The organism is Paraburkholderia sp. 32 (assembly GCF_050435345.1).
GTDB classification, from domain to species: domain Bacteria; phylum Pseudomonadota; class Gammaproteobacteria; order Burkholderiales; family Burkholderiaceae; genus Paraburkholderia; species Paraburkholderia tuberum.
Map to the genome: position 1 here is coordinate 2,068,859 of NZ_JBNDKD010000001.1, position 16,773 is coordinate 2,085,631.

Genomic DNA, 16,773 nt, shown 5'->3' on the forward strand with positions numbered 1-16,773 from the left:
CTATCAATTGAAGCCCTCAGAGCTGTTGCAGTTTCGCGGAAGCAACGCGCCTCTTCTGAATACGTCGGCACGCCTCGGTGACCTGACGCTTTCGAGCGCATTTCAGCCCATATTCAGCCTGTCGCATCGTCGCTCAATTGGATATGAGGCGTTGCTCCGGGTACGCGACCCTACCGGAAAGGACGTTCATCCGCTTGCAGTATTGGGGCGCACCGCTGAACAGGGGCGTTGGGATAATCTTGAGCGCGGTGTCCAGTTGCTACATGCATCAAACTTTGCGCAGATGGCGAATGCCCGTGACCGGCTTTTTCTCAATGTCCGGCCAGACGGCTTCATCGTGTCAGAGACCTATCGCCGCCTGGTAGCGGACAGCATGAGGCGCTTGCAGCTGACGCCTGACCGAGTTGTCCTAGAAGTGCTGGAGATGCCGAACGGAAATCTTCAGCAACTCATCGACGGAGTTGCCTCATTTCGGCAACTGGGGTTCCAGATAGCCCTGGATGACTTCGGGGCCGGTCATTCCAATATTGACCGGGTCTGGCAACTCCGGCCCGATATCGTCAAACTGGACCGCACGGTCATCGAGCAGGCTGCTCAGAGCCCGCGTCTCGCGCGTCAGCTTCCGCGACTGGTGTCGCTGTTGCATGGAACTGGTGCTTTGGTCGTAGTCGAGGGGGTGGAAACCCAGCGCGAGGCGTTGCTCGCGACGGAGTGCGATTCGGATTTCGTTCAGGGATTTTACTTCGCCCGCCCGACTGCAGATCGCGCCGACGAGGCCGCATACCGTACTGTCATGGATTCGCTATGGCAGCTGTTTCGTGTCCGCGTTGAGGAGAACGCGCGGAAGGAGTCCGTCCTTCTGTCGACTTACACCGGTGCTGTGCAGGCAGCAGCTGAGCGCTTTGAAGCCGGCATCGACATTGCCCAGACGTGCGCAGACTTTCTGCGCCTGGAGGGTGCTGAACGCTGCTTCCTGTTAAACGCTCAGGGCGAGCAGATGGGCGGCGATATTATTGTGGCGCGACGGTGCGGGTCGCCATCGGATCGCGTTCGCGCCAGGGAAGACGCGTTGGGCGCCTGCTGGGAGAGGCGGCCCTACTTTCGCAATGCAATCGGCCAGCCCGGCAAGATGCAGATTACCCGGCCCTATCTGTCGATCAACGGAGCGCATCTATGCGTCACTCTTTCAATCGCCATCCGCGTTATGGGCACACTGTGGATCTTATGCGCGGATATTGACTGGCAACATGTGGTAGATCAATGCGGCGCTGACAATCCGGCAGGCCACGATGAGGCATGAAGAAGCCGTATGTGCGGCAGCAATACGGTGGCTTCTCCTATGAGTATGGCTCCGGGGGGCGAGTCAGCGATGTTCGTGGCGCGCATGGCGATGCTGAACCCGGCACGCGCAGCCGCACTGGCCGGCCCGTCCTTGAGTCTGTGCTTTAGGTAAGCCTCATCTGGTGGTCGTTGGCGTGTCGTCCCGGCACCGTGGCCTCCGTGGCATGGAAGGCTCGTTGATACCCGATCCACCGCGACCACCGACAAAGCTCTCCACTGGCGAGAACTTCTCCGGTGCGGCGTGGCGGCAGCGGGTCTGGGCTACGCCCGTTCCCGCTGTCGCCACGCCACTACTTTCATTCTGATTGACGCGCTGTTCTCATCTTGATTGCCGCGGCAGGTGTGAGCATGCCAATGCCCGCTACGTACGAACGGCCGCTCCTACTGACAGGCGCGCCTTCCTGCGGGTATGGGTCGCGAGTATCGATGTATGGTCGGGAAGTGATATCCCCAGGGATCCTCGCTGATGCGTGACCAGCGGCGCGCCCAGTCGTCACATCGTGGCGGGAGCCTGTACGATCACACCGTACCATCCCAGCCCGCGATAGGTCTCGTAGCCGGGTGTCAGCGCGAAGGCCACTGTCGAGCCGTCCGGGGCCTGGTAGAAGCCGCTGGTCCTGCCGCCCGCTTTTAACGGGAAGCGTTCTTCCAGCAGGCCCTTCCCGTCCGAACTTGCGATCACGCGGCACGATGCGTCGATGATCAGGCAACGTGTCCGTTTCCATTCTTCATCGGTAAGCCGCACGCCGTTCACCACGGCTGCGGCCTGCGGCGACCAGTCGAAGAAAATTGCCAGCACACCCAGCACGCGGCCGTCTGCCGCACCGCCTTTGCGGATCGCGGTCGCATACGTTGCGACGTGCGCGCCGTTCAGATACGAAACCGGTTCGATGTCGCACGCGACGTAATCAGCACCGGAAGTAGTCTTGAGCGCGGCCTTGCACCAGTTCGCGTCGCCGACCTTTCTGCCGCGCACTGGATAGGCGTTCTGCCGGCCGGTGGCGACGACAGTGCCGGATGCATCGATCACCCATAGATCGCGATAGACCGTGTAGCTGCTCAGGATGACGGCGAGCCGCTCCGATGCGTAATCCGCCGCGCCGGGATTCGTATCCGAGAGACAGTCCACCACGGCGGAATCCGTTGCCCACCAGCGCACATCGCATGATCTTTCGTAAAGGTTCCGATCGACGATGTCGATCATGTTGAGCGCGAGATCGGCGCAGCGCTGGCCGTCATGAGAGCGCAGGCGCTCGATCATGCTGTCGCCTAGATCCGTGAGTCTTGAAAGCGAACCGGCCAGCTCCTTGTTCAGCACGCCCGTGATGTCAGAGATTCTGGCCGACACGTGCTTGACCTGGTTCGCGACCACGGCGAAACCTCTGCCTGCGTTCCCGGCGCGGGCGGTTTCGATCAGCGCATTGAGTGCGAGAAATGTGGTTTCCCGGTTAATGTCGTTGATGTCCGAAATTTTGCTGGTGGCGAGGCGTTTCACCTCGTGCGTCAGATCGACGATGGCTTGCGGGTTTGACATGTCGAATCCTGATTGGCTGTTTCCGAGACGAAGGAGCAAAAATCGCGCCGGTCCGATGCCAGCTTTGAATGACATTCGCAAACGTTTGGTGCGCCGCGACGGTTCTTGTCGTCCGTCGGTGGCGGTTCAGCTGCACCATATCGGCACCAACGCATGTCGAGCGACGAACGACTGACGCATATGATCGGGAAGGGCCAATGAAAGATGCTGGCGCAGAGCGGACCGCTGCCGAGCAATTCCATCCGCTCGTAATGTAAGTAGTCCTGACCATTTGGGACTTGCTTATCCTGACGCCCTTATCGCGACACAACCCTTTTATGGTCCTCATCGAGCTTTCAGTCCTTCTTGTCGTTCAGCACATCATAGCGGACCGCCTTACTGCAACAGGACCTGGCACAGGTACCGGCGCCACCTTCCGGCAGATCTCGAATAATCACAGTCTGCGGCGTCGCCAATGTAATGGCCGCTGCTCGCAACCGCTTGAGAATGTCGAACAGCAGGTCGCTCTTCGTATCGCCTGCTATTCTTGGGCTGCGAACATACCCGGTGACAATCAATGTGATGCCGTCGGCGGAGAGCTGACTGAAGACGACCGACGGTGCGGGATGATCCAGTATCGACGGGTGCGCTTCGTACGCCGCGAGCAGCAGATCGCGCACCTGTTCGGGATCGATATTGAGCGGCAAGGTGAGAGTGACAGTCGCGACACCCTGGGTCCGGTTTCCCATCGTCACGTTGCGCACGTTCTGCGAGATCAGGTGGGAATTGGGAACGATGACCGTGGACCGGTCGGCGAGCTGGATTTCGGTAGCGCGAACGTTAATGCGGCGGATGTCGCCCTCGACGCCCGCAATACTGACGATATCCCCGACCTTGACCGGGCGCTCGGTCAGCAGGATCAGCCCGGAGACGAAATTCTTGACGATTTCCTGAAGCCCGAAGCCGATGCCAACCGACAGCGCGCTGACGATCCATGCGACGCTGGTCCACCGCGCACCCAGTATCGACAGCGTCAGCAGCGCGATAAGCACGCAGCCCGTGTTGACGAATAGCGCGAGGAGCGTGGCTCGCATGCCAACGCTCATACCGGTTTTCGGCAGCAACTCCTGGTCCAGCCATTTGCGCACGGACCGAAGCAGGTACAGGCCGACACCCAGCGTGAGAACCGCGTTGAGGATGTGATCCGGGACGATGTGCAGCCCGCGCAGCCGGTTGCCGCCGACGATCTCGAGGATGCTGCTAGCCAGGTCCGCAGGCGTGGTGCCGAAGCCGCCGGTCAGCAGCGCGACGACCGCGACCGCCAGCAGCAGGCTGCGCCCAAGCGCGGACATGACCGTCGACGCCTGTTCCAGGTGGACGTCGTCGAGTCCGAATAGCTGCTTGATCGTTTGCCCGCTGGCGTGGCGCGGCGAGAAGAGGTTTTCGCAGATGTCCTGGGTGAGCGTGCCCAGCAGGTAGAAGCTGCACAGGACCAGCTGGAACCAGACGAGCTCATAGGTCAGGAATCGTGCAACCGAAATGTAGCCGGTGAGCAGCGAAAACAGCGCGCCGACGACGGCGATCGTGACACCGGCGTGGACCAACCCGGCGACGGTCGAACGGGCCTCCGGCGGTTCTCCTGCGACGGCCAGTGCATTACGCACGCGGTTTGCCCGCAGCAGGGCGGCGCCGATGGTCAGTGCGACCGCCAGCGAGACCACCCCGCGTCCGAGCAGAGTCACCTGCAGACTGGTATCGACTATTCTGTTGAACTGCTCCACCGTGCCGGAGAGCATGAGCAGGGCCGCAAGTATCCTGGGGAATGGCTGGAGGGCGCGCGCCACTGGATCGGCCATGACTATCAGGCGCCACGAGGGTCGGTCACTGCACAGCAGCGCCCGGCCCAGTCCCGCAATCATTGCGCAGGTCAGGGCAAGCGTAATCAGTTCGCTGGCGAAATCCTGCAAGTTGGCGTTTAGTGGCTGCTGACGAGTCAGGGCAAGATAGATGAGCCGGACTGCGCATGCAGCGGACGCCACGCTGGTGAGCGTGGTCGACAGCGCGATCGCGCTGCGTCGCAAACGGCCCTCGGGAAGGCGGTGCAGGCAGAACCATGCCAGTGCCCGTTCGAGCAGAGGGGCGCCTGCTATCCATGTTGCGAGCGCGAGCAGCAGCATGAGTACGATCGTGAATCGCTCGCCCGGTTGCCACGCCGACTGCAGTTGACCGGTAATCAGTAAATTGAATACCTTGAGCCGTTCAAGGTCTGTCGGTTCGGTCTGTAACAGCGGTGCCCAGAACCGAGCGCCCAGAATGCTTCCTGAGCGAAAGGCGAGCTGGTTCTTCAGATGGTCATGCTGCAGCCGGCCAATCTGGGTAGTCAGCTTCGGCAGGTTCTCCCTGATGTTTTCCGCCTGCCTGAATTCGGCGTCGAGCCGCGCCCGCTGTGCCGCAAGAGCGACGCGCTGCTCGGCGACCGCCGGTGTTTCGACACTGGTGCCCGCAGCCGGCGCAGGACCGAGCACGTCAAGCTGGGCCTGTAACTTCGCGCGCCCGGGCACCAATGACGTGGCCAGGAGGTTGTCCACCCGGGCTGAAAGCTGCTGGATTGCTGTCTGCAGCTCGACGAACTGCGCGTCGCCTGTCGCCGTCGATGCCCGCTGCTTGATCCGGTCCTGTTGAGTCTGCAGCTCCCCCAGAATTGCCAGGGTCTGAGTGTCATCGCCAGGCGATGCCAGAGGCGCAATTGCGATGGATTCCGAGGGAGTGGCTGCCCAGACTGTCGGGGGAATCAGGCTGAATAATGCCAGCAGGGCGAGACGAAAGACGAAGTCCGGTACTTTGCGCATGATGGTGGACCCGGCAAGGGCACGTAATTGCGTATGGGGTGTGATGGCTCAGGCCTGTGGCGTGCAGCCACGCTGTCGCGACTGCGCCCAGCCTCGCGCATCCTCCGTGATGCGGCCGGCCAGGCTCGCAATGGCGAGTTGCTGCGCGCGCACCAGGTCCGCGTAACCACCCGGCGCCGCCTGCTGCAGCTGCGTATGGCAGCTCAGGCGGACACCGTTGGGGTCCTGCGCGAAACCGAGGCTCCAGTCAGCCTCGAGCTGCACCGCGTGCCCCGGCCACGCGTCGAGGCGCCGGATCTGCAGCCTGATGCCCAGCACCGGTTGATTGATCGGCCGGGCGAGACCGGCCACATCCTGGGTGCCCAGGCGGCGCACCAGTTCGGTGGATAGCGCGGCGCGCAGTTGATCGCCCAGCGGGGCGACCCAGCGCTCGTCGTCGAGCACCGCAACGCCGCTGTCGCCCTGCCGTACGACCATCGCCTGCTGGTCGAGCTCGGCGGGAACGCCCACTGGCAGCACGTCGATCGCGAACGGCGCGGCTGGCTGGGCCGAAGCGGGCTGTGCTACCGGGGAAACCAGCGTGTAGTAGTGCACCGGCGCGGATGCGCAGGCGCTCAGGGCCAGCGCGACGGTGAACGTGACTGCGCGCAGGCTGGCGCGGGCTGAAAAACTCATTGTTTGGACTCCTGTGAAGCAGAGGGGCTGGCCGCGGTGACCGGGGCCACGGCTGACTGATCCGCTGCATGGCCGCGCAGCAGCGCTTCCGGATGGCGGCCGAGCAGATCAGTGAGCGTGCGCAGCGAGCGGGCAGTGCGCTGCACTTCCTGCAGCGTCTGGCCCAGGTTTTCCTGGAGCGGCCCGTCTTCGGCCAGCATGCCCTGCGCGGCGCCGAAGGTCTGGCGAGCCTGCTGCAGGGTTTGCGTGGTCGCCGGCAGCACCTGGCCGTTGATCTGCTTCAGGGTGCTGTCCAGGTCCGCCAGACCCGTGTCGAGATGGCGTGCGATTGAGTCGAGCGGCAATTTGTCAATCTTGCCGACGATGCTCGCCATCTGCTCCTGCAACTGGTCGAAGCCGCCGCTCGCGGTGGGCAGCGTAAGCGGTCGCGCCTCCGCGTCGTATGAGACCTTAGGGGCGTTCGGTACGAAGTCGAGCGAAATATAGAGCTGTCCGGTCAGCAGATTGCCGGAGCGCGCCTGTCCGCGCAGACCGTGCGCGACCATGGTGGACAGGAATTGCGCTACCTTTCCGATATCGCCATTTATTCTGGGCAGCTTGTCGAGCACCGGTCCAAGCCGCTGCGGATAGACCTCGACGCCGACGATCATCGGGAAACGCTGCGTGGCCGGGTCGTAATCGAGTTTCATGGAAACCACCCGCCCGAAGTTGATTCCCGAAAACACCACGGGAGCACCCATAGACAGGCCGCGCAGCGACTGTGCGAAGCGCAGCTCGATGTACTGGGCCGGACCGTCTGGCGGCGCCATCGCCGTCTCTTCATCTTTCGCCAGATTGAACCGGCTGCCGCCTGGGCTGGTGGTCGTGCTACCGACGGGCGTGGCGAACGCAATTCCGCCGCCAACGATCGCGGCCACGGATTGCGTCTTGAGCTTGAAACCGTCGGCGCCCAGCGAGAGGTCGACCCCGCTCGCATTCCAGAAGCGGGTATCCGCCGTGACAAACCGGTCATACGGTGAATCGATGAAGATCTGTTCGCTGACGCCGTGGCCATCGGCGTCGAGCCGATACGACGCGACGCGGCCGACCTGAATGCGCCGGTAGTAAACGGGCGAGCCGATGTCGAGCGAACCGAGGTCGTCCGCATGAATCGTGAAACTCGTTCCCGGCGTCCCACTGATGACGGCGGGAGGCGTCTCCAGCCCCGTGAACGCTGTGCGCGCGGCCTCCGAAGTGCCGGTGTCCACGCCGATATAGGCGCCGGACAGCAGCGTGTCCATACCCGAGACACCGGTCATGCCCAAACGAGGCCGGACGACCCAGAAGCGGCTGTCCGCGCGCGCCAGGCTCCGCGCGCTCCTGGCAAGCGAAACAGAGGCGACCACGTGTGAGCCATCGTCGCTGAGCCCGACCGCAGATACGGTTCCGACCGTCACGTCCTTGTATTTGACAGGGGTCTTGCCGGCCTCCAGCCCCGCAGCGGTCCTGAACGAGATGGCGATTTCCGGGCCCGCCGAGAGCCACGCGTGGATCACCATCGACAGCCCGATCAGCGCGGCCACGAGAGGTACGAGCCAGACGGGCGATACCCGCCAGCGGCGGTAGGTGACGACAGGGTCATGGGGTTCGGGTAGCGGCTTGTTTGATACAGGATTCATGTTTCCTCAGCGTCCCAGATGAGTCGGGGATCGAAGTTCATGGCGCAGAGCATGGTGAGAATCACCACAAGGCCGAAAAAGAGAATGCCGATGCGCGGCTCGCTGTCGGACAGCGCCTGGAAGCTGACCAGCGCACAGACGATTGCCACCACCATCACGTCGAGCATCGACCAGTAGCCAACCGCTTCGACGAGCCGGTACAAACGGGCACGCTCGCTCATTGCCGAGCGACTGCGCCGCTGGGTGGTCGCGAGCAGCATGCTGAGGATCAGGAACTTGGCGCACGGCACGACTACGCTTGCAATAAAGATCACCGACGCAATGCCCCAGGACCCTGCTTTCCAGAACTCCACGACGCCGTAGAGAATCGTGCTGTCGCTGCCGTGTCCCAGAAGGCTCGTGTGCATGACCGGCAGCACATTGGCGGGGATGTAGAAAATCAGGGAAGCGATCAGGAACGCCCACGACCGTGCGATGCTGTCAGGGCGTCGCCGATGCAGGGCTCGTTTGCAGCGCGGGCATTGGGCGTGTCCGTTCACGCGCGGCATATGTGCGCAAACCAGTCCGCATCCATGGCAGGCAATCAGGCCTAGCTGTCCCGCGCGAGGAGGTGGCTTCATGCTGTCTCCGCGTCGGTCCATTCCCACAGCAAGTGGACATCGCGACTGGCGATGATGGTGATTAGTACCATCAGCGTTGCCGTGGCCCAAATGCCGGGACCAGCTGCCACCTGCACGAAGCTGGAAAGTTTGATGATCGCCACGAGCATGCCAAGTACGCCGACCTCGACGATGCTCCACGGGCGCAGCATCGCAAGCAGCGCCATGCTCCACGCGAAACCCGGTGCCCGGCGTGCGGCGCGGGTAAATGCCAGCACCCAGCCGAGCAGCGCGATCTGGAGAAGCGGCACCACGACGATCATCATCGCAGTGGCGAGCGCAATCGGTGCAACCGCGCCGTGCGCCAGCGCTGCCGCGGACTGCCAGAGCGTCGTCTCGCTGTGCAGGCCCTGCAGGGAAATCCGGATCACCGGGCAGACGTTGGCGATCACGAAAACGATGGCTGCGGCGACGGTTAGCGCGAGCCACCGATCGATATCGAGCTGGCTCGCGCGATACAGGACCGCCGAACATTGCCGGCAGCGCGCCACCTCGCGCGTGGCCAGCGCGCGGCGATGGTACACGCCGTCACAATGCTCGCAGACGACGAGAGTAGGGAAGGTTTGCATGAGCATCTGGCGATCAGGACGGCCTGTCACTACCGGTGGCCACCGTCTTCGGCCGCTGCTGCGCGTGGTCCCTCTGAGCAGCGCGCGCGTCGAAGTACGACGTCACATAGTCGATGAACGCCCGGACCTTCGCCGTCATCAGGCTCCGGTCCCGATAGGCGAGCCTGAGTTCGGCGTCCCCGCTCATGAGCTCGAAGTCGGGCAGCAGCTGGACCAGCCGGCCATCGTCCAGCTCCTTGCCGACCATCGTCAGCGGCAACGCGCCGAGACCCGCACCGCTCATCACCAGTTTCTTGTTCAACGCGGCGTTGTTGGTCGACACGTCGTGTTCCAGTGGCACGGCAATCTGTTCGCCCCCGCGCCGGAACCGCAACTGTGGTTCGCTGATCGATGCCAGCATTGTGACGAAGCGGAATGCGGCGAGATCGTTGGGCCTTTGCGGTAGCTGGCGCCCCTGCAGGTAGCTGGGCGAGCCCACCACGGCGAGGGGCAGGCGGCACAACGCACGGGTGATCGTGAGCTCGCTCGTCAGCATGAACGGCAGCACGATGCCGAGATCGAAGGCTTCCTTGATCAGATCGACTGGCCGTTCCGCCAGCGTCAACTCGAGCTGCACGGCCGGGTACCGGGCACGGAACCCGGCGATCAGCGGGGGCAGCTCTATCAGCGCCGCGGTGGTGTGGGCGACGAGCCGCAGTACCCCCGCAGGCTCCCGTGCGCGCTCCCCGGTACCGGCCTCGAGCACGTCCAGTTCAGCAACCACGCGCGAGCAGCCGCCGTAAAACTCCTCCCCGGATTCAGTAAGTGCGAGGTGTCGGGTCGTGCGCTGAAAAAGACGCACACCGAGCCTGGTTTCGAGCCCCGTTATCGCGCGCGAGACGACTGTCTTTGAGATGCCCAACGCATGCGCGGCGTGCGTGAAGCTCTGCATTTCGACGACGGTACAAAAGGTCCGCAGCGTTTCGAGATGGTCCATAAGTGTTCGCAATCCAAAGTAGATCTAAATTGAAACCATACGGTTCAGTATAGGGAAACATACTGTTGCTGTCAACGTAAATAAACCGGTCAGTTCAGTATGTTAAAGTGACGGGCAGTGAAGATGGAAGATCGGTCAGGTGCGTTGCCGCCGGCGACGTCGTCGACCGATCTCATAAACAAAAGGAGAGCCCGAGATGAGGGGGAAAACGGAACAAAAGCGGCAGGCGATTGTTGACGCCGCGTTTGAGGTGTTCAGTGAGGTGGGATTCGAGCAGGCGTCGATGTCCGAAATTGCGGCACGGGCAGGTGGATCAAAAGCCACGCTGTACAGCTATTTCCAGTCGAAGGAAGAGATGTTCGCTGAGTTCATGAGCGTCGCCGCGCAACAGGAAATCAGGGCGGCGTTTGAGCTGCTCCAGACGTCGGTGCCGGTTCGCGACGCACTGGCGAGCTTCGGCACGCACTATCTGGTTGCGGTCCTAAAACCGCAACTGCTCGCGGTGCGCCGTCTCGCGCATCGTGAAGGCGGCCGGTCGAATGTCGGCGCCCTGTTTTATGAGCGCGGGCCGAAGCTCGGCTGGCAAACGGTGGCGGTCTTCCTGCGGCAATTGATTGACGCCGGGCAGCTGCGCAGCTGTAACGCAGCCATCGCGACAGCGCATCTGCGCACGCTGTATGAAGCGGAGTTGATGGAGCTCTGCCTGTTTGGCGTGCCGGCCGATACCAGCCCCCGCAACATCGCGAAGGTCGTCCAGCGAGCGGTCGACGTGTTCATGGCCGCATACGGGCCGACGCACGCCGCACCAACCACGCACTGATTATCCGGCTGCCGCCCGCATTGTCCGGGCGGCAGATCGACATCCGGGGGCAAACCGGCGGTCAATCCTTATAGAGCGCACTGGCCACATAGCGGCGTCGCAGGTCGCCCAGCAACGCTGCAAGGATCGCACTGACCGGCAGTGCGAGCAGCACGCCAAAAAAGCCAAAAAGCTCGCCGAACGCAAGCAGAGCGAAGATCACCGCGAGCGGGTGCAGACCGATGCGGTCACCCACGAGCTTGGGAACAAGAAAACAGCTTTCGAGAACCTGCCCAGTTCCGTACACGGCGGCGACTACGCCGATGCCGTACCAGCCGCCGAACTGCAGAAGCGCGGCAAGAAGGGCAAGGGTGAGTCCCAGGGCGAAACCCACGTAGGGGATGAACACCGCGAAGCCGGTGAACAGTCCGATGGGCAGCGCGATGTCGAGGCCGGCCAGAGTCAACGCTATCGGGTAGAACACGGCGAGCACGCCCATCACCAGCAACTGGCCGCGCAGGTATTGCGACAGCATGTGGTCCATCTCGGCCACGAGTGTCCGGACCTTGCCGACCCAGCGCCGCGGCACAAAGCTTTCTAGCCGCGCGAATAGCTGGTGCCTATCGTAAAGCTGATAGAAAAGGACAAGCGGCACCAGTATGACGTTGCTGACAACCGGAAGCACGACGTTGCTGCCGGTACGCATATACTGCCAGGCGGCGAGTATGACGGTCTGGCCATCGTCGATCGTGTCGCCGGTCAGCAGGTGGCGGACCTCGGCCAGATCGAGTGAGTAGCGGACACCCAGCAGTGCCAGCCTGGGTTGCAGCCACGCGTTCAGGCCGGTGATGAAAACGGGAAGGTTCTTCGCGAGTGCCGGTCCTTCCTTGTGCATCACGGCGAACGCAAGCAGGGGCAGCAGCGTGAGGAGCGATGCAAACAGGAGCATCATCAGGAGCACGGCCAGCGTACGCGGCACACGCTGGCGCACCAGCCACTCGACGCCCGGCTGCAGCATGTACGCGATGAGCGCGCCGAGCAGGAATGGCGTGAGAACCGGGCGCAAGATCCATAGAAGGATACCGAGGCCAGCCGCGATGGCGCACCAGACGAGGGTCTGGCGCTGATAGGAAGTCAGGATCATGGTCGGGAGTGGTATTCAGGTGACCCGCACGTGACAGGCAAAAAAGCGGCGGGGTATCGAGGAGGTCATCCGTAGTCGTCATTCAGCATCGGCGAAAGCGGGGCGCGCGCGCCCCGCGTTGGCCTTCAATGCGCCTGTGACGTATCGGCGACACGCGTCGGTCTGGGCGCAAGCCAGATCGCCAGCGCGCCGACGACGAAGCAGCATGCGATGTTAAAGAAAAGCTGGTTGGTGGCGAGCATCACCGCCTGCGACTCGACCATGCTGCTGATCTGCGCCTGCGCCTGATCCGCACTCCAGCCGGAACCGGTCAGCGAGGACATGAAGTGGCCGGCCTGATCGACCAGGCCCGACAGCTCCGCGCGGTTGAACTTGGTCTTGTCCTCCCACAACGTGTTGACGACCGACGTGGCAATCGCCCCGCTGAAGGTCCGGCAGAAGCTCATCAGTCCCGCCGCCGACGCCGTTTCGGGCTCGTCGACACTGCTCAGGCCGATGCTCGTCGTCGGCACGAAGAAGAACGGCAGGCCGATGCCTTGCAGCAGCAGCGGCAGTGCCACCTGCCAGAAGTCCATGTCCGAATTCGCATGGGTGCGGAACAGCGTCACCGAGCCGAGCAACATCACGCCGGCAAACACCAGCCAGCGACCATCGAACTTCGTCGACAGCCTGGCTGCAAACGGCGCGGCGACCACCGCGAAGATGCCCGTCGTCGCCTGGGCATACCCGGCCCACGTGGCCGTGTACCCCATATTGTTCTGCAGCCACAGGGGCGTGAGCACCGTCGCGCCGAAGTACGCGCCGAACGCCAGCGACATGGTGACCACACTCGCGGCAAAGCCGCGATGACGGAACACGCGCAGATCGACGATGGGATTTCGCTCGGTCAGCTCCCAGATGAGGAAGGCGAGGAAGCCAATCACCGCAACGATCGCGAGGACGCGAATTTCCATCGAGCTGAACCAGTCCTTGTCCTTGCCATCATCGACCATGATCTGCAGCGCAGAGACCCAGATGATCAGCAGCACGAGCCCGACCGTGTCGATCCGCATCCGGATCTTCTCCGATTCGAAGCGCTTGAGCATCATCCATCCGGCGTATCCGCAGATCAGCGACACAGGCACGTTGATGAAGAAGATGTAGGACCAGTGGTAGTCGTCGCAGATGACGCCGCCCAGCACGGGGCCCATCACCGGCGCAATCAGGGTCGTCATGCTCCACAGGCCAAGCGCCGCGGCGGCCTTCTCCTTCGGAAAGATGCGCAGCAGCAGGGTTTGCGAGAGCGGCATGAGCGGGCCGCCCGCGAGCCCCTGAAACACACGGTACAGGATCAGCGTGCCGAGGGAAGTCGCCATCCCGCACAATGCCGAACACAGTCCGAACATGATCAGCGCCGTGATGAACACGCGCACCGTCCCGAAGCGGCTCGCAAGCCAGCCGGTCAGCGGCACGGTGATCGCTTCGGCCACCGCATAGGACGTGATGACGTACGTGCCCTGGCTGGTCGAGGAGCCGAGTGCACCCGAAATGGTCGACAGCGACACGTTCGCGATGGTGCTGTCGAGCACCGCGACAAAGTTGGCGGCGGCGATCATCACCGCCGCGAGAATCAGCATGGGGCCGGACAGCGGCGGCAATGCGATGTCATTGACCTGACTGGAAGACATGGCGGCGCATCCTTAGTGTGCGGGCGCGTCGTTGCCGCCGCGCGTGTCGACCGTCGCTTCCATCGACAGGTTGATGCCGAGAGGATGGGCGCGAAGCTCGGCCGGATCGATCCTGACGCGCACCGGCAGGCGCTGCACGACCTTGATCCAGTTGCCGGTCGCGTTCTGCGCGGGGATCATCGCGAACGCGGAACCTGAACCGCCCGAGAAACCAACGACCTTGCCGTGATAGACGACCTTGCTGCCGTACAGATCCGACTCCAGTTCGACCGGCTGACCGATGCGCACCTTGCCGAGTTGGGTTTCCTTGTAATTCGCATCGACGTAGACGGATTCGACCGGCACGACTTTCATCAGTGTGGTGCCGGTCTGAACGCGCTGACCTATCTGAACCTGGCGGCTCGCGACGACACCGTCGACCGGCGCGCGCAGCACGGTGCGCTCGAGATCGACGCGTGCCTGGTCGCGCTTCGCGCGTGCGAGCAGGACTTCCGGATTGGTATCGACCGTCGTGTCCGCAATCAGCACCCTGTTCGCCTCGAGCGAGCCGACGGCGGCATCGCGGCTTGCCTTCGCCTGCAAGGCCGCAGCGCGGGCTGCGTCGAGCGCCGCCCTGGCGGTGGCAAACGCCGCGCGCGCGTTGCTCAGCTCTTCGCCCGATACGCTGCCGGTGCGGGTGAGCACTTCGCGACGCTGCAGGTCGATCGCCGCGCGGTCAAAGTCGGCCTGGGCCGACGCGATCTGCGCGGCCATGCGGGATTCGTCCGCTGCGCGCGCATTGACTTGCGCGCTCAGCTGCGTATCCGTCGCGACATAGCCGCGCACCTTGCGTTCGGCGCGGCCCAGATCGGCTTCGGCCTGCGCCAGCGCGATCTTTGCGTCGGTGTCGTCGACTACGGCCAGTACGTCGCCCTTGTGGACCTGCTCCGTATTCACGACCGGCACGCTTTTGACGATGCCGCTGACCGCCGGCGTGATCGATGCGACTTCGGCTGCAGTGTAGGCGTTGTCGGTCGACACGTAATGCGACGCGACGAAGTGCCAGTAGCTCGCGTACCCGAGACCGGCGACGAGAATGGCGCCGCCGAGCAGCGCGAACAGCTTCTTGCGGTTCGAAGGGGGAGCGCCGGCCGCAGCGCCGGTATCGGCGGGAGCAGCGGGAGCAGCGGAAGCAGCGGAAGCAGCGGAAGCGGGCGAGTCCGGCATCAGCGACTCGCTGGTTTTGACGAATTGGGTTTCAGACATGATCGGGATCCTTGAAATCAGCTTTGCTTGTTAAGATGGGTTGCGTCGGTCGCGGCCGGCGTGCTGGCCTGATAGCCGCCGCCGAGTGCGCGCACGAGCGCGACATCGAGCGAGAAGGTGCGCGACTGGATATCGGCGAGCTGGCGCTGCGCGGAAGTCATCGTGTCGGCGGCGTTCAGCACTTCGAGATAACCGGCAAGGCCGGCGCGATAGCGATCGAGTGCGACCTGGTGCGCCTGGGCGGCGTCGTCGTAGGCGGCCTGCGTCGCTTGCAGCCGATCCGCCAGCGCGCGTTTGCTTGCGGCAACGTCGGCCACGTCGTGCAGCGCCTTCGTCAGCGTTTCGTCGTAGTTCGCGACCGCCTCGTCGTAGGTCGCCCGCTTGCCGCGCAGTTCGCCGCGCAAACGTCCGCCGTTGAAGATAGGCAGCGTGACCGCCGGCCCGAAGTTGCCGGCCAGCGAAGCCGCGTTCGTCAGCATGTTCAGGCCAAGCGACTGGAAGCCGATCGACGCGCCGAGCGTGATGTCCGGGTAAAACCCGGCGCGCGCGACGTCGATCCGCTTCGCCGCCGCCTCTACGCGCAGGCGTGCAATGACCACGTCCGGGCGACGGCCAAGCAGGCCGAGTCCAAGGTTGGCGGGCATGCCGGCAGGCTGGGTCAGATCGACGGCCGGACGCTCGATACGCAAGCCGCGGTCGGGACCGGCACCCATCAATGCGGCGATCTGGTTGCGCTCGAGTGCAATCGATTCATCCAGCGCGAGCAGGTCGGCCTGCGCGCTTTGCTGCTTTGACTCGGCCTGCTTCACGCCGGCCTGCGTTTCGAGGCCGTTCGCGAAACGCTCCCTGAACAGCTGCGCGGATTGCGTGCGGACCTGCAGTGCCGCCTGTGCACTGTCGCGCTCGGCGAACAGACGCGCGAGGTCGGCATACGCTGCGGCGATCGACGCAGAGAGAACCATGCGGGCCTGTGCCGCATCGGCGCGCGCCGCGTCGAGCTCCGACGTAGCGGCGGCCAGCGCCGCGCGATTCTTGCCCCAGAAGTCGATTTCGTAGCTGAAGTTGAGCTCGGCGGTGCCGTAGGGGCGCCATCCGTGAGGAACGAAAGCGGAGGGAGTGCCGTTGTTGTAGCTCTGCTTCTGCTTTTCGACCGAGCCCTGCGCGCTGACTTCGGGCAGCAGCGCCGCGCCTGCCACCTGCGCCGACGCCTCCGCGTTATGCAGCCGCGCCTGGGCGGCCGCCAGCGTCGGCTCATCCTTGAGCGCTTCCGCGATCAGCCCGTTCAATTGTGGATCGTTATAGCCGAGCCACCACTGATCGGTGGGCCAGGCAGATGCGGTGGCGGCCTGCTTGCCGCCGCCCGCGCCAAGACTCTGTGCCGTCTCATACCTGCTGATGTCCTTCGTTACCGGCTTTTGCGGCATGTCAGGCAGTTGCGCGCAGGCGCTCGCCACCATGGCGAAGGCGAACGCGACGGCCAGCCTCACTGGTTTGTGCTGCATCCCAACCTCGGTGCTCTCTTGCATGATCCCTGCTCCCTTTTACAATACTGCACAGTCTAGTTATCGAAATCGGAGATGTCAACAACAAATAAACTGTACGGTTCAGGTATGGTAAAATTGCAACGTTGAAGGTCGAAGGCCGGCCACGGGCGTGCCGCCGGCCATGTCATTGATCG

13 protein-coding genes are annotated in these 16,773 nt (G+C 63.4%); 2 read left to right on the forward strand and 11 right to left on the reverse strand.

Annotated features, from left to right (window positions below):
* Positions 1 to 7: 7 nt before the first annotated feature.
* On the forward strand, positions 8 to 1,300 hold the full coding sequence (locus tag OKW26_RS09665; protein ID WP_429353441.1) for an EAL domain-containing protein: 1,293 nt from the start codon (positions 8 to 10) through the stop codon (positions 1,298 to 1,300).
* A gap of 534 nt (positions 1,301 to 1,834) precedes the next feature.
* On the opposite strand, the gene OKW26_RS09670 is transcribed toward OKW26_RS09665, so the two are convergent.
* The 7 genes from OKW26_RS09670 to OKW26_RS09700 form a co-directional block, all read right to left on the reverse strand.
* A complete protein-coding gene (locus tag OKW26_RS09670; protein WP_429353442.1) occupies positions 1,835 to 2,875 on the reverse strand; it encodes a methyl-accepting chemotaxis protein in 1,041 nt (346 codons plus the stop codon).
* A gap of 335 nt (positions 2,876 to 3,210) precedes the next feature.
* Positions 3,211 to 5,703, reverse strand: a complete 2,493-nt coding sequence (locus OKW26_RS09675) for a DUF3772 domain-containing protein (protein ID WP_429353443.1) — start codon at positions 5,701 to 5,703, stop codon at positions 3,211 to 3,213.
* Between the two features lie 48 nt (positions 5,704 to 5,751).
* Positions 5,752 to 6,378: a PqiC family protein gene (locus OKW26_RS09680; protein ID WP_429353444.1), complete on the reverse strand. Its 627-nt coding sequence runs from the start codon at positions 6,376 to 6,378 to the stop codon at positions 5,752 to 5,754.
* Positions 6,375 to 8,036: an intermembrane transport protein PqiB gene (locus OKW26_RS09685; RefSeq protein WP_429353445.1), complete on the reverse strand. Its 1,662-nt coding sequence runs from the start codon at positions 8,034 to 8,036 to the stop codon at positions 6,375 to 6,377. Before OKW26_RS09685 ends, OKW26_RS09680 begins: the two co-directional genes overlap by 4 nt.
* Positions 8,033 to 8,584 carry a paraquat-inducible protein A gene (locus tag OKW26_RS09690; protein ID WP_429353446.1) on the reverse strand — a complete coding sequence of 184 codons (552 nt, stop codon included), beginning with the start codon at positions 8,582 to 8,584 and terminating at the stop codon, positions 8,033 to 8,035. The genes OKW26_RS09685 and OKW26_RS09690 overlap by 4 nt, the downstream gene beginning before the upstream one ends.
* Before the next feature lie 68 nt (positions 8,585 to 8,652).
* Positions 8,653 to 9,264 (reverse strand): paraquat-inducible protein A, encoded by a 612-nt coding sequence (locus OKW26_RS09695; RefSeq protein ID WP_429353447.1) that lies wholly within the window; start codon positions 9,262 to 9,264, stop codon positions 8,653 to 8,655.
* A 13-nt stretch (positions 9,265 to 9,277) separates the two neighbouring features.
* Positions 9,278 to 10,240, reverse strand: coding sequence for a LysR family transcriptional regulator (locus tag OKW26_RS09700; RefSeq protein ID WP_429353448.1), 963 nt, complete (start codon positions 10,238 to 10,240; stop codon positions 9,278 to 9,280).
* Between the two features lie 196 nt (positions 10,241 to 10,436).
* On the opposite strand from OKW26_RS09700, the gene OKW26_RS09705 reads away from it, so the two are divergent.
* Positions 10,437 to 11,060 carry a TetR/AcrR family transcriptional regulator gene (locus OKW26_RS09705; RefSeq protein WP_429353449.1) on the forward strand — a complete coding sequence of 208 codons (624 nt, stop codon included), beginning with the start codon at positions 10,437 to 10,439 and terminating at the stop codon, positions 11,058 to 11,060.
* A 61-nt stretch (positions 11,061 to 11,121) separates the two neighbouring features.
* Here the strand turns inward: OKW26_RS09705 and OKW26_RS09710 are convergent, their stop codons facing one another.
* The 4 genes from OKW26_RS09710 to OKW26_RS09725 all read right to left on the reverse strand — a co-directional run bounded on the left by OKW26_RS09710 (position 11,122) and on the right by OKW26_RS09725 (position 16,621).
* Complete coding sequence (locus OKW26_RS09710) at positions 11,122 to 12,183, reverse strand: AI-2E family transporter (protein WP_429353450.1); 1,062 nt, start codon at positions 12,181 to 12,183, stop codon at positions 11,122 to 11,124.
* A 125-nt stretch (positions 12,184 to 12,308) separates the two neighbouring features.
* Complete coding sequence (locus OKW26_RS09715) at positions 12,309 to 13,850, reverse strand: DHA2 family efflux MFS transporter permease subunit (RefSeq protein WP_429353451.1); 1,542 nt, start codon at positions 13,848 to 13,850, stop codon at positions 12,309 to 12,311.
* Positions 13,851 to 13,862: 12 nt separating this feature from the next.
* Complete coding sequence (locus tag OKW26_RS09720) at positions 13,863 to 15,095, reverse strand: HlyD family efflux transporter periplasmic adaptor subunit (protein WP_429353452.1); 1,233 nt, start codon at positions 15,093 to 15,095, stop codon at positions 13,863 to 13,865.
* 17 nt (positions 15,096 to 15,112) lie between these two features.
* Positions 15,113 to 16,621, reverse strand: coding sequence for an efflux transporter outer membrane subunit (locus OKW26_RS09725; RefSeq protein WP_429353453.1), 1,509 nt, complete (start codon positions 16,619 to 16,621; stop codon positions 15,113 to 15,115).
* Positions 16,622 to 16,773 lie beyond the last annotated feature (152 nt).

What these genes read in the sequence shown, in the direction of transcription:
- OKW26_RS09680 (WP_429353444.1), bottom strand. Translation starts at nt 6,378, where the DNA reads ATGAGTTTTTCAGCCCGCGCCAGCCTGCGCGCAGTCACGTTCACCGTC.
- OKW26_RS09715 (WP_429353451.1), bottom strand. Translation starts at nt 13,850, where the DNA reads ATGTCTTCCAGTCAGGTCAATGACATCGCATTGCCGCCGCTGTCCGGC.
- OKW26_RS09725 (WP_429353453.1), bottom strand. Translation starts at nt 16,621, where the DNA reads ATGCAAGAGAGCACCGAGGTTGGGATGCAGCACAAACCAGTGAGGCTG.
- OKW26_RS09685 (WP_429353445.1), bottom strand. Translation starts at nt 8,036, where the DNA reads ATGAATCCTGTATCAAACAAGCCGCTACCCGAACCCCATGACCCTGTC.
- OKW26_RS09690 (WP_429353446.1), bottom strand. Translation starts at nt 8,584, where the DNA reads ATGCCGCGCGTGAACGGACACGCCCAATGCCCGCGCTGCAAACGAGCC.
- OKW26_RS09720 (WP_429353452.1), bottom strand. Translation starts at nt 15,095, where the DNA reads ATGTCTGAAACCCAATTCGTCAAAACCAGCGAGTCGCTGATGCCGGAC.
- OKW26_RS09675 (WP_429353443.1), bottom strand. Translation starts at nt 5,703, where the DNA reads ATGCGCAAAGTACCGGACTTCGTCTTTCGTCTCGCCCTGCTGGCATTA.
- OKW26_RS09695 (WP_429353447.1), bottom strand. Translation starts at nt 9,264, where the DNA reads ATGCAAACCTTCCCTACTCTCGTCGTCTGCGAGCATTGTGACGGCGTG.
- OKW26_RS09700 (WP_429353448.1), bottom strand. Translation starts at nt 10,240, where the DNA reads ATGGACCATCTCGAAACGCTGCGGACCTTTTGTACCGTCGTCGAAATG.
- OKW26_RS09710 (WP_429353450.1), bottom strand. Translation starts at nt 12,183, where the DNA reads ATGATCCTGACTTCCTATCAGCGCCAGACCCTCGTCTGGTGCGCCATC.
- OKW26_RS09670 (WP_429353442.1), bottom strand. Translation starts at nt 2,875, where the DNA reads ATGTCAAACCCGCAAGCCATCGTCGATCTGACGCACGAGGTGAAACGC.
- OKW26_RS09705 (WP_429353449.1), top strand. Translation starts at nt 10,437, where the DNA reads ATGAGGGGGAAAACGGAACAAAAGCGGCAGGCGATTGTTGACGCCGCG.